The organism is Microbacterium sp. NPDC058062, from assembly GCF_042885375.1.
Taxonomy (GTDB): Bacteria; Actinomycetota; Actinomycetes; order Actinomycetales; family Microbacteriaceae; genus Microbacterium; species Microbacterium trichothecenolyticum_C.
In genome coordinates, this window is sequence record NZ_JBHVSC010000005.1 from 140,919 (window position 1) to 153,480 (window position 12,562).

Annotated in this window: 10 protein-coding genes; all 10 read right to left on the reverse strand. The window is 72.6% G+C overall.

What is annotated here, in order from left to right; all coding sequences use genetic code 11:
• Positions 1 to 9: 9 nt before the first annotated feature.
• Genes ACFVSU_RS17135 through ACFVSU_RS17180 form a run of 10 tightly spaced genes read right to left on the reverse strand, consistent with a single transcriptional unit; the run spans position 10 to position 12,313 of the window.
• The gene (locus ACFVSU_RS17135) at positions 10 to 1,695 is read right to left on the reverse strand and encodes a DUF4157 domain-containing protein (RefSeq protein ID WP_387145621.1); all 1,686 of its coding nucleotides are present in this window, start codon (positions 1,693 to 1,695) and stop codon (positions 10 to 12) included.
• Complete coding sequence (locus ACFVSU_RS17140; protein WP_387145624.1) at positions 1,692 to 2,192, reverse strand: hypothetical protein; 501 nt, start codon at positions 2,190 to 2,192, stop codon at positions 1,692 to 1,694. The genes ACFVSU_RS17135 and ACFVSU_RS17140 overlap by 4 nt, the downstream gene beginning before the upstream one ends.
• Positions 2,189 to 5,440, reverse strand: coding sequence for a DUF4157 domain-containing protein (locus ACFVSU_RS17145; RefSeq protein WP_387145627.1), 3,252 nt, complete (start codon positions 5,438 to 5,440; stop codon positions 2,189 to 2,191). The genes ACFVSU_RS17140 and ACFVSU_RS17145 overlap by 4 nt, the downstream gene beginning before the upstream one ends.
• Entirely contained in the window at positions 5,437 to 5,697 is a 261-nt protein-coding gene (locus tag ACFVSU_RS17150) for a hypothetical protein (RefSeq protein WP_387145630.1), read from the reverse strand. Before ACFVSU_RS17150 ends, ACFVSU_RS17145 begins: the two co-directional genes overlap by 4 nt.
• On the reverse strand, positions 5,694 to 7,559 hold the full coding sequence (locus ACFVSU_RS17155) for an ATP-binding protein (protein ID WP_387145633.1): 1,866 nt from the start codon (positions 7,557 to 7,559) through the stop codon (positions 5,694 to 5,696). The genes ACFVSU_RS17150 and ACFVSU_RS17155 overlap by 4 nt, the downstream gene beginning before the upstream one ends.
• On the reverse strand, positions 7,556 to 8,881 hold the full coding sequence (locus ACFVSU_RS17160) for a DUF4255 domain-containing protein (protein WP_387145636.1): 1,326 nt from the start codon (positions 8,879 to 8,881) through the stop codon (positions 7,556 to 7,558). The genes ACFVSU_RS17155 and ACFVSU_RS17160 overlap by 4 nt, the downstream gene beginning before the upstream one ends.
• The gene (locus ACFVSU_RS17165; protein ID WP_387145639.1) at positions 8,878 to 9,522 is read right to left on the reverse strand and encodes a hypothetical protein; all 645 of its coding nucleotides are present in this window, start codon (positions 9,520 to 9,522) and stop codon (positions 8,878 to 8,880) included. Before ACFVSU_RS17165 ends, ACFVSU_RS17160 begins: the two co-directional genes overlap by 4 nt.
• Complete coding sequence (locus ACFVSU_RS17170) at positions 9,519 to 10,259, reverse strand: hypothetical protein (RefSeq protein ID WP_387145642.1); 741 nt, start codon at positions 10,257 to 10,259, stop codon at positions 9,519 to 9,521. Before ACFVSU_RS17170 ends, ACFVSU_RS17165 begins: the two co-directional genes overlap by 4 nt.
• A gap of 9 nt (positions 10,260 to 10,268) precedes the next feature.
• Entirely contained in the window at positions 10,269 to 10,790 is a 522-nt protein-coding gene (locus ACFVSU_RS17175; protein WP_056369810.1) for a phage tail protein, read from the reverse strand.
• Positions 10,791 to 10,807: 17 nt separating this feature from the next.
• Positions 10,808 to 12,313 carry a phage tail sheath family protein gene (locus ACFVSU_RS17180; protein WP_387145646.1) on the reverse strand — a complete coding sequence of 502 codons (1,506 nt, stop codon included), beginning with the start codon at positions 12,311 to 12,313 and terminating at the stop codon, positions 10,808 to 10,810.
• Positions 12,314 to 12,562: the final 249 nt, after the last annotated feature.

Consider the following 12,562-nt stretch of genomic DNA (forward strand, 5'->3'; position numbering starts at 1 on the left):
GTCGCGTCCTCACTTCGGCAGGTTCTTCTCGAGGAAGTCGGAGGTCGCGGGGCGGAGCGACTTCAGCACGGACGGACTCGTGATGTACAGCGAGTAGGCCTCGGCGAACGCCTCACCCGGAGCGCTTCCGCCGTAGCCGGTGACGGCGGAGCCGTCCTTCGCGACGGCCTGCCCGAACGCAGACTGCTGGAGCTTCGTGGCGGGGGCATCCGTGAAGTTCCCCTTGGACTTGACGACCGAGCCGCCGGTCATGCTCCGCGCCTTGAGCAGACCGGGCTCGGCGTCGGCGGCTGCCTTCTCCTTGGCCCGCACGTCGGCGAGCTCGTCGCCCTGGAGCCCCGAGTAGGTGTAGCCGCCCTTGCCATCGGGATAGCGCCGGATCAGATCCTTGATCCCCTCTTCGGCCTTCGCCTGGCCGAGCTCGGCACCACGGATCGTGACCACGTCGAGCGCGTGGCCGATTTCGTGCACGATGGCGCGGACCGCATCGGTGCTCGCGGCGGCGCCCTCGGTGAAGCGGCCCTGGTTGGAGCCGAAGGCGCTCGCGTCCATCGTGATCGTGTGGCTGAGGCGGTCGTACTTCCCACGTTCGTTCGGATTCGACGCATTCACGGTCCCGACCACGAACGCGAGCCCCGACACCTTCGCGAGGTGTGCGGCGGGGATCTGCGCGACGGCCCCGCGCAGCGCCGCGAGCGGGGCGCCGCTGAAGGAATGGCGCAGCTTCGCGGCGGTCATGGTCTGTGCGACGGGGTCGGGCGGCGGTGGCTGGTCGGGGGCTGTGGCAGCCGGGGCCTGAGTTCCGGTAGGCGGTGTGTCCTTGCCGAGCTGTTCGACGATGACGCGCGCGGCCGCGCCGGCGCCCTGCGGCACGTGCCGTGTGAACCGGTACAGGCCGTCGACGCCGCCGTACGGAGAGAGATCGAGGGCGAGGGTGATCGTGGCGTTCTCGCCGAGCACGACGTCGGCGAGGCCGCCGTGCGTCGTCGTGAGCGTCGCCGCGACGTTGCGCAGACCTGGTTGGTCGACGCTCGCTGCGGACGGGTCGACGCTGAGGTCGGTGTTCGGCGGCATCGGCACCGTCGTCTTCGCGACGCTCTTGCCGAACTTGTCGGCCAGCCCCGGAACGGTCACGAACGCCGTCACGACCTTGATGCGTTTGCGATCCGACTCGGGAAGACCATTCAGTGTCGTCGCAGGCGTGACGGGAGCCTTCGGCTGGCGGCGCACGATCGGAGGATCGCCGACCCGGTGCTGCGCGGCGTGCGCGAGCTCGTGCGAGAGCCTCCGCCGGCCCTCCTCGGTGCCACGCTGTTCACGCCCGGGCGCGAACGCGATGCGACGGCCGACCGTGAGCGCCTCCGCACCCGCGCGTGCGGCGGTGTCGGCGGCCGCGGCATCCGTGTGCACCCGGACGTCCCGCGCATCGAGGTCCGGTGGCGCAGCCAGCCGCTCGGCGGCGTCGAGGGCGCGCCCGTCGCCGTCGAGCCGCACGTCGAGCTCTGCCGATGCCGACGACCCGCGCGTGGGCACCGCCGCGAACGACCAGCCGGTCAGGGGCAGGGCAGGGGCGACGGATGCCTCGGAGAACTGCTCCGCCATGCGCTCGGCGGGCGCGTCCGCATGCCCGACCGCGTGCACGCCGCTCGGGCGATCGACCGCGGGAGCGGCGGAGGGGACGTGGGCGAGGCTCATGGCGCACCCCCTTCCGCGAGACGCAGTTCGGGCACCGGGACGGGGCGCAGCTGCCGGCGGTAGGCCTCGGGCGTCGTCGGCGCGTATCCGCGCACCGCCAGCAGCACTCCGGTCTTCGGATTGACGCAGACCGCGAGGCCGCGCGCGGCGTAGACGCGCTCGCCGCCGGTGATGGTCAGAGGCCCGAAGGCGTGGTCGAGCTCGGCGTCGGGTTCGCCGAGCTCGGGGATGGCGAGGAAGCCTCCCTCGTCGTCTACGGGCATGACGCCCTCGATCAGGACGACGCGACCGTCCCGGACCCACGCGCGCAGGCCGTCGGTGAATCGCCGGGTCGAGAGGGGGACCCACGAGGTCGTCGCGGGGGGATCGCCCAGCAGACCGTCGAACGCCGGCGCGGCGCCGGCCTCGATGCCGAGCGTCTCCGCGGCGTCGACAGGCAGACCGGTCCACCCCGACACGTCGGCGGCGTCGAGGAGCCGTGACAGCGCCCCCGTCATGGCCGCCTCCCGCCCGCCGTGCCGCCGATGCGGTCGACTTTGCCCAGGAAGTAGGCCGTCCACACGTTGTCGGCGCCCACGACGTCGACGAGGCGCTGTGCCTCGGTGATCGAGGTGTACGCGCCCGGTGGGGTCACGGTGATCGGCGGCAGCGCCGCCCAGGACTTGCCCTCGACCAGCTCGCGCGTCGGCCGATGCGCCAGGAGCCGACGGCCGCTCTTCGACCAGACGACATCCGTCAGCAGGCTGTCGACGCCCTCCATGAGGGTGTTCCACTCCCGCTCCGACTTCTCCTTCAGCCTCACGGCGTACCGCCGGTAGTCCGCGTGCGCGAGGGTGTGGCCGTACTCGTGGATGAGGGTCTGGAACATGTCCCACCGCGCCGCGCGGTCCTCGTCGACGTCGCCGGTCTGGAACATGTCGACGTAGATCTGCCCGCCGACCTGTGCTCCGCCCCAGTTGCGGTCGATGTAGATGAGCTTGTCGGCGGTGGTCTGGGGATCGTCCTCCCATTTCTCGCTCACCCCGTCGACCACCGCGGCCTGGGCGACGTCCTCCAGTGCCTGCGCCTCGTCGTTGCGCTTGTCGCCGATCGTCTCGGGCCGCGCGTCGCACTCGGCGTTGATGGCGTCGAACGCGGCGTCCGACCGGAAGTAGTAGCGGATCTGCTGCAGGGCCCACGAGACGCGGTCGGCAGGATCGGCGGACTTGACGGCGGTGGTCTGGCGGTGGTGCCAGGAGAACAGCGTCTGCGGTCTGCCGTCGCCGCCGAACGTCAGTTCCGGCCGCGCGCCGGGGTTGTAGAAGGTGCCGAAGACGCCGTCGGTCGCGTCCTTCGCCGGTTTCGCCATTCGTTCGATCTCGGAGGGCTTCGATGCGGTGCCTGCGGCGCGGGCGCTCTCGTAGGCCTTCTCGACCTTCACTGCCAGCGCCGCTGCGACCAGCGTGCGGTACTTGCCGCCCGGGGCGAACATCGCGTTGCGCTCGGCCTCCTCCTTCGCCTTCGCCTCGGCTTCCGCCTTCCTGCGAGCGGCCTCCTCCTTCCGCTTCGCCGCTGCTTCCTTGCGGCGCTCGGCGGCCGACTTCTTCGGCTTCGCCGACGCCGTCGTCGGCGCGGCCGTCGGCGGGGTCGCCGGGTCGGGTGGTGTGGTGGGCGGCGTCGGCTTCGGCTTCACCGGGCGAGGCGGGGTGAGCGCTTCGCGCGCTGCCTTCGCCGCGTCGCCGGTGACCGGCGAGGTCGCGGCGAGGGCGTCGTCGGCCGAGGCGGGCAGGTCGCGATGAAGCGTGTCGGCGATGAACAGGTCGAGTGAGCGGACTCTGTGACGGAGCTTCCGCTCCTTCTTCGCGAGCCGGCGGCGCTCGGCGGCGTCCGTCGCCGCGACGCGCTCGCGCGTGACGGCCTCGAGCTCGCCCTGCCACCGTGGGCGCGTCGTGTGCAGCACATGGTCCCGCGCCTTCGTGCGGTCGGCGGGGGAGAGCCGGGCGACGACGGCGGCGGGGTCGTCGCCGTAGTAGTCCTCCTCGAACCGGGCGTCGAACCGGGCGCCGTCGAACGCGAACGACGGAGACCCCGCGGGCAGCTCGGGGCCGACCACTTCGACGGTCCCGCGGGAGAGGGCCGTGCCTCCTCCGGCGAAGCGCCGGGCGACGACGTCGTCGAGCCGGTCCTGCTGCGCGCCGTGGAGGTTGTCGTTCAGAGACGCGTAGCGCTTCGCCGGTTCGCGGAAAACCACGAGCAGCTCGTCGGGGGTGGCGAGCTCCACGAGGTCGAGGATCGCGTCCTCGTCGTCGTCGAGTGTGGGTCCGTCGATCATCTCGTCGATGAGCAGCCCCATCTGCTTCCCCGTGAGCTCCCACCCGGGGCTCCCGGCCTTCCATTTGCGCACGACCGCGCGGGCCTTGTTGTCGGCGTCGTACGAGCCGTCGTGCGATCCGGCCTTCGTGATCGCCTTCACGTATGCGAGGAGCTCGGCGTCGCTCCACGAGCCCTCCGCGCCGAAGAAGACCGCGAGCTTCTCCCAGAAGCTCCGTCGCTGCACGCGGGCCGGTGCCCCGGTGGAGCGCGGCGCGGCGCCCCCACGCTGCTGCACGACGTGGGCGAGCTCGTGGGCGATGAGGTGCCGACCCGCCGGGCTCGAGGGGTCGAAGCGGCCCGAGCCGAACACGATGTGCTCACCGACGGTGAACGCCGTGGCGTCGACTCCGGCGGCTGCGCTCGCCGCCTGCGGGTCGTCGTGCAGCCGCACCGACGAGAAGTCGTAGCCGAAGCGCGCCTCCATCGAATGCCTGAGGCTCGGATCCAGCGCCCGGCCGCCGCCTCGGGTCGCGGCATCCACTCCCGTCGTGTCGAAGGCCTCCGCGGGCGCCGTCTCGCTCGTGGTCGCCGGGGCGCGCTGCACCTCTTCGCGCTTCTTCTGGTCCTCCGCCTTGACGGCGTCCTCGGGCTTCTTCTGCTGTTCGGTCCTCGGCGTGGCGAGCGGCGGCACGAGGGGGAAGGGGAGACCCGGCACCTGACCGGCCGGGGCGAACTTCTGACGGGCGACGACGGATGCGATCGCGGCGTCGCTGAGCTCCTTGTCCTGCTGAGCCTGCATGCCCTTGATGATCGGGTCGTTCCTCAGCCGTGCGGTGTCGGCGGCGATCGCCGCCGTCTTCTTGTCGGCCGCGCTCTGTCGCTTCCGGCCTCCTTTGGGCAGCTGTTCCGTGTAGCCGAGCGTGAGTCCGAGCCCGACATCGCCGAGGCCCACGCCGCGGCCGCCGGGGCGCGGATCGCCCGCGAGCAGCCCGGGGACGCCCTCGGCCCTCACGCCGACGCTCAGACCGGGCGGAACGATGTCCTTGACCTTCGGAATCGATCCGAGCGGCAGCGGCACGTCCTTCCCCGAGAGCGCGAGGCCGCTCGCCGCGGCGGCGGACAGCAAGGGGCTGTCCTCGATGACTTCGCGGACCTTCTTGCCGCTGGGCAGCTCGGTCTCGGTCGCAGCCTCCACCGCCTTGCCCGCGCCCTCCTTGTAGGCCTCCGCCTGTGGTCGCGGCTTGTCCTCGAGCTTCTTCGGCTGGTCCTCGTCACGATGGACGGATGCCTCGGCCGGCACGTTCGCGAACGACCAGCCCGTCACGCTCCCGCCGCGGGCGACGATGTCGGCGGCCCGATCGGCCTGGCGCTCAGTCGCGTCGTGGCGATGCGACACGCGCCGCGGAGGTGCGGCGTCCGTGCCCTTCGCCGGGGGAGCCGGAGTCCTGCTCATCGCGACGCCCCCTCCTGGATCCGGCCACGGGCCGTCGCCCACGTGTCGCGCGCCACCTGGGCGGCGAGGCCTTCGCGATCGGTCACCGGCCGCGCGCGGCGCGGTGCGGCGGCCCAGCGCGGCTGTTCGTCGCCACGCCGGTCGGCGGTCGCCAGCTCGCTCAGGCGCTCCGCGACGAGCGGGCCGATGCCCTCGGCGAGCTCGGCCGGAACACCCCGCAGCACGAGGCGCTCGATGTCGATGTCGATGCGCGTCATCTCGCACCGCCTCGGAGCAGCCCGGTCTCGGCGGCGGTGAGTGCGCGCTCGGACTTCGCCGCCTCGCGCGTGGCAGCGAGCAGCAGGTGTTCGGGGCCGATAGCGACGCCCTCGTCGGCGGCGGCGAAGGCCGCCGAGAGGGCGATCTGCCGGATTGCGCCGCCGCTGAGCTGGATGCGGGCGAGCGCCGCAGGATCGACGTCCGCAAGCGGCGTCGCCGCCGGGAACACGCGCCGCCAGATCTCGGCGCGCGACGCCTCGTCGGGGAAGGGGAACTGCACGACGAACCGGATGCGGCGCAGGAACGCCCGGTCGACGTTGCCCCGCAGGTTCGTGGTGAGGATCGCCAGGCCCCGATAGGACTCCATGCGCTGCAACAGGTACGCGACCTCGAGGTTCGCGTAGCGATCGTGGCTGTCCTTGACATCGCTGCGCTTGCCGAACAGCGCATCGGCCTCGTCGAAGAGCAGCACGGCACCGGACGCCTCGGCAGCGTCGAAGACGGTCGACAGGTGCTTCTCGGTCTCGCCGATGTACTTGCTCACCAGCGCGGAGAGATCGATGCGGTAGAGGTCGAGGCCCAGGGATCCGGCGAGCACCTCGGCCGCCATCGTCTTGCCGGTGCCGCTCTCGCCCGCGAAGAGCGCGGTGACGCCGAGCCCCCGGTCCGACCGGCTCGCGAACCCCCAGTCGTCGAGCACGGTCGCGCGGTGACGCACGTGCCGCTCGATCTCGCGCAGCAGCTCGCGCTGGCCCTCGGGGAGCACGAGGTCGTCCCACCCCGCGCGCGGCTCGATGCGCTGCGCGAGCGCACCGAAGCCCGTGCGAGAGCGTTCGCGCACGAGACGGCGCAGGGTCGCGACATCGCGGTCGGGGAGGGAGAGCCACTCGGCCGCGACCGCCGCGACGACCCCCGCGGGCAGGCGGAAGTGCTGCGACAGCTCACGCTCCGCGACGACGATCGCCTCCGCGTCACCTGCCGGCTCCAGGGCTGCGCGCCACAGCGCCGCCTCCTCGCCCGCGGTCGGCAGGGGCACCGTCCGTGCGAGCGTGACCCTGCCGGCGATGTCGCCAGGTCCGTCGGTGACGACGACCTCGGCTTCCAGCAGCGCGAGCAGCCGTGCGTCGTCGGTCGCGATCAGGCGCCCGTCGAGGACGGCCTCGCGGTCGAGCACGGCGGCGGTGTCGGCGGGGTCGCGCTCGGCGGCCGCCGCATCCCGCACGGAGAGCACCCCGCCCCCGAGGGCCGCGGCCACGCGGGCGACCACGCCCGCGCGGGTGTCGGCATCGGCGCCGTCGAGCCGTACGAGCACGCGGCCGTCGACCGCGCGCACCGCGGCGGCGAGCTCGTCGGCCAGTGCCGTCTGCGCGGCGGTGAGGCCGCCCGCGAGCGGGTCGGCGATGAGCCCGTCGAGGTGGCCCGGCCCGAGGCCGGTGAGCCGATGCAGCACGGCCTCGTCGATGCGGAGGGGCCGGAGCGCGAGGATGTCGCCCGCTCCGAGCCTCACGAGCCGCCGACGTCGCAGGGGCCGGTCCGGCGAGAGCGCATCCCAGTGCGCCGCGGGCAGCACCGAGAGGGCGAGCCCGAAGGTCGGCGACGGGGTCCCTCCCTGTGCCGCCGCAACATCCGCCGCCACCTGCGCGTCCAGCTCCACGGCGGCGGTGAGCATGAGAACGTCGCACTCGAACGCGGAGAGCCCGAGCCGGTGGCCGAGATCCGCGAGCGGCGAGCCGTCGCCCTTCGGCCGGGGCGCGTCGTCGCCGCGCAGCAGCGCCGCGATGCGCGCGAGCTCCGACACGAGCCGGTCGCGCGGCGCGTCGCGCAGCCGGCCCGGCTCGTCGAAGGCGGCGGTGGTGCTCATGGGACCGTGATCCTCTGCACCGGATCGAACGCGGGCGGGTCGGGCGGGGTCTTCGGGCTCAGGAGGATGAGCCGACTCTCGGCTCCGTCGACGGCGAGGCGCACCCACTGCGGTCCGCCGGGGACGTCGCCGTACTCGAAGACCAGGGTGTCGGTCACCGTTCCGTGGGGCTCCGCCTGTGCCACATCTCCGCCGAGCGCGAGGGTCGCCCGCTGGCCGGGCCGGACCTCGGGCGAGACCTCGATCGTCGCGGTGACGTCGCCGGTGCCTCCGTCGCGGACCGCGCCGGTCGCCCCGCCGAACCGGATGACGGGGGCGAGGAGCATCGCCGCGGTGTTCGTCTCGCGGGGGATCGTCTCGGTCGGCGGCGTCAGCGAGACCCGCACCGTCCACACGCCCGCGGGCCATGCGGCGTCCGCGCCGGGGCTCGCCGGGAGGGGAACGTCGACGACGTCGCGGCGGGTGTTGGCGCCGATCGGCACCACGATCGGAGCGGTGAGCGAAGGGTGGGCGAAGCGCACCTCGACACCGGTCCCGTCGAGGTGCGCGCCCTCGATGCGCACGCTCTCGCCGAGGGCCGCAGCCGGCTGGGGCGCCGGCGGGACCACACGGAACACCGTGGGGACGGGTGGCAGCAGATCAGGGTGCACGAAGACGCCCGGCTCCCGCCCGCCGTTCGCCGCCGGATCCCCGCGCGTGAGCACCGGCAGCCCGCTGCGGACCGGCTTGGTCGCCTCGATCAGCACCACTGTGACGAGATAGCCGACGCTCGGGCGGTAGTTCGCCTGGATGGCCGACCACAGCCGCGACATCTCCTCGGAGTCGATCGGCTCGGTGGTCACGGTGATCTCCGCCGCCTGATCGGCGAGGTCCGCGGCCGCCAGCGCCTGGTAGGCGGGCGGGAGGATGCTTCCGCTCACCACCCCGGCCTGCAGCGCCGTCCTGATCGACGCGCGATCGAGCACGGGCTGGTCGTGCAGGATCGACATCGCGTACCCGAGCAGGATCTCGGCCTCGAAGTCCGCGGTGCCGTAGGCGGTGAGGAGATAGTGCAGGTCCAGCGCCAGCGGCGGGTTCGCCGTGCGCGTGCCCGCGGCGTCGAAGCCGGGCAATCCCGCGTTGCGCCAACCGGCGTTGGGACTCACGCGGTAGAGGAAGAGGTTGAGGCTCGGCTCCGTGTCGGGCTCGTTGAGCTTGATCGCGTCGGGGGCGAGCGCGGTCACCTTCACCGTGCCCACGGCTGGCCCCGCCTGCACGATGCCGTTGTCGAGCAGGTTGCGCAGTACGGCGCTGACGCCCCCGATCGCGAGCGGGCCGCTCATCGTGGCCTCCCCGTCAGGTAGTCGTGCAGCGTGCGCTCGGGGTCCCGCGCCGGGCGGGCGCTGCGGGGAGCGGCGGCGGGCGGCGCGACGGTGGCGCGCACGTCGATCCGCCCGATCGTGACGTGCACGACATCCGGCTCCGGAACGGGGGCGGATGCCTCGTCCCTCGTGCTCGCACGCACCGCCGGCGTGGTGGCGGTCGGAGGTTCCGCGCGCCGCGGCGGCGCCGCCTCGACGCGGCGGGTGGCGGGAGGGGGAGCCGGCGCGGCAGCGGCGTCGCTGGGCTCGGCGTCGACGGCAGGGGTTCCGCGCTCGGGCGTGGGCTCCGCGGTGACGACCTCCGGTGCGGTTCCCGCGGCCTCGCCGCGACCGGCCCTGTCCGATGGCGCGGCGATGGCGCGATCGTCCTCGCCGCGCGCCTGTCCGGCGGGCTCGACCCGAACGGGGGCCTCGGACTTCGCCGGCGGACCCGGCAGCTCGGCCCAGGTGGGAGCGTGCGCAGCCGTCGTGATCGGCGGGGGAGTCGCAGCATCCGTCGATCCCTCGCCGCTCATCGGTTCGAAGCGGGAAGGCAGTCGCGGACCCGCCGCGGCGGGAGCGCCGCCCGCTCGGGCGGCGAGACGGGCGAGGTAGCCGCTCATGCTCCCTCCCGCACGATCTCGAGGTACGCGGTGCGGCGCTGCTCAGGGAGCCCGAGCACCTCGGCCTCGGTCCAGCCGTAGGCACGTGCGAGCACATCGACCTCGCGCAGCACCCTCCGGGCGCGCGTCTCGACCTCACGCCACACGAAGGCGATCGGGTCGACATCGGCGTCGAAGAACGCCCCGCACTCCGGGCACTCCAGCCCGACGGTGACCTCGGCGAGCGGGTCGGCGGCGGCGAGCGCGGCCTCGATGCGCTCGACCACCTCGACCGGGGCGAGCGCCGCGTCCTCGCCACCTGGGCCGGTGACATCGCAGCACCGCGCGAGGAGGGCGGTGGCAGCATCCGCTCGTCCGGCGACGTCCGCGAGATCGCCCGCCGTCGGCACCCGCCAGCTCACCCGCCACGCGCCGTCCTCCGTCGACACGGTCAGATCGCCCGAGGCCGCCGCGCCGCCCACCCCGCGCAGGGAGTCGGCGTCGAGAGCGAACTCGACGGCCGACGCGCACGCCGGGCACGTGACGACCGCCTCGAGACGCGGGCCGGCAAGCGCCGTGTGGAAGCCGAGGGCGGCGGCGTGCAAGTGCCCGAGCGGCGCAGTGCGCAGCCCCACCGCGTCTTCGCCGGCTGCTGCCGCGACCCGCAGCGCACGCGCGATCGGCGCCTCGCCCTGCGCCGCGTCGGCGAGGTCGAGGATCGTCTGGGCCCGCACCGGAGAGGCTGCGGCGGCGGCCACCGTCGGCTCCTAGGGTTCGGCGAAGACAGGTTCGGACGGCTCGACGACCGCGTAGTCCCGCTCCCAGCCCTCGTTCTCGAGCTTGAGCGTCTGGATGGCGACGGCGTTCGCGTTGGCGTCGAGGTCGGGGAGCGCCTGGTACTCCGAGACCCACGCGCGGAACACCTTGTACGCGATGACGAGCTGGCCCGCCTCGTTGTAGAGCTCGACGATGAGGTCCTTGCGGAAGTCCTTGAGCGACACCTCCGCCCCGAGTCCCGACCCGAAGTTCCACACTTTGTTCGCCCACTGCTCGAACTCGACGTCGTGCGTGACACCGCGCTCGAGGGTGATCGCCTCGAACTTGACCCGGCCGGGCGACTTGCGCGACGTGGACGGGTCTCCGCCCTCGCGGTGCTCCACAACCTCCGTGGTGCGTTTGAGGCCGCTCACCTTGCTGACACCCGCGACGTACTTGCCGTCCCACTTCACGCGGAACTTGAAGTTCTTGTACGGGTCGAACCTGCTGGCGTTGACGCTGAACTGTGCCATGTCCCGATTCCTTCGGCTCAGACGGCGCTCGCGCCGGCGATCTGCTGCAGTCGGATGACGACGAACTCCGCGGGCTTGAGCGGCGCGAACCCGACGTGGATGTTGACGATGCCCCGATCGATGTCGGACTGCGTCGTCGTCTCCTTGTCGCACTTGACGAAGTACGCGTCGCGCGGGGTGCTGCCCTGGAAGGCGCCCTGCCGGAAGAGGTCGTTCATGAACGTGCCGACGTTGAGGCGGATCTGCGCCCACAACGGCTCGTCATTGGGCTCGAACACCACCCACTGGGTCCCGCGGAAGAGCGACTCCTCGATGAAGAGCGCCGTGCGCCGCACGGGGATGTACTTCCACTCGTTCGCGAGTGAGTCCGCGCCCTTCAGCGTGCGCGCCCCCCACACGACACGGCCGGCGCCGGCGAACGCGCGCAGGCTGTTGATGCCGAGCGGGTTCAGCTGCCCGATCTCGCCGTCGCTCAACGGGACGGAGAGCTCCGGAACGCCGTTGAGGGTGGCCTCCAAACCTGCCGGCGCCTTCCACACGCCACGGGTCGCGTCGGTCCGTGCGAGAACGCCTGCCACCGCGCCCGACGCCCCGAACGTCTCGAGCTGGTTGTCGCGCAGCGGGTTGGTCTGCCGCAGTCGCGGGAAGTACACCGCCGCGTTGGCGCTCACCGTCCCGAGCGACGCGAGGCCGGACTTCGCGTCGCCCACGGAGTCCCAGGTCGGTGGCGCATCGATCACATAGAACGCGCGCCGCGACTCCGCGTACGTCGCCGCCTCGGTGATCACATCGGCGTCGACCTCCCCGCCCGGACCGTCGGGCGAGACCCCCTGATAGGGAGGGATCACGAGGAGGTTGAAGATGTCGGCATCCTCGAGCGCATACATCCCCGACTTGGCGCCGAGCGAGCCCTTCACATCGGCGGCGACGAGATCGTCGCCGTCGTCTCCGCCTGCGAGCCGTTGGCTCGCCTCCTGCGAGGGATCGCCCGGCGTCGGCGTGATGTCGTCCCAGATCGTCTTGCCCGCGGCGGGCGTGCCGGTGTGGACCTTGGGACGACTGCTGTCGGGCACGGTCCCTGCGGTGCGCACGAGGTCCGACTCGTTGTCGAGCACGCGCGACAGCAGCCGGGGATGGTCGGCCGGCGTGAGGACGACGTTGCGGTGCGCCTCGATGACTCCCGTCGCGCTGTCGCGCACGGTGAGGTTGAACAGCGTGTCGGGTTCATCTCCGAACGCGGGGTCTTCGGGACGCGTGTCGTGGTCGATGCGCACGCGCAGGCCGTCGCCCCACAGGCCCACGTCCACGGCCTGGAGCGTGAGGAGATCCGCGCCGGCGTCCAGGGCGAGGTCAACCGAGGAAGATGCCGGGTCGTCGGCGTCCGAGGCCGCATCGTTCACGACCCGGACGATGACGGCCGTACCGCCGCCGTTGAGGAAGAAGTCGCGGACGGAGAAGCCGAGCCGGCTGAGCTTCCACAATCCGCCGAACGTGCGTTCGTACTCACCGAAGTTGGTCACCACGATCGGTCTGTCCACCGGTCCGCGGGGCGCCCGCCCCACGAAGGCGGTGACCGAGGTGGAGACCCCGACGATAGTCCGAACCCCGCTGGCCACCTCCTCGATGTACACGCCGGGATAGGTCAGTTGGGACGGCATGGCTGTCTCCAGAGAGGATGCATCGATCTGGGGGTCCCGCCGGCGGTACCCGAGCCGACGGGAGGGTGGCGACCCCACTATGTGGCGTCGTCGGCGTGGCCTCGACGGCCACGG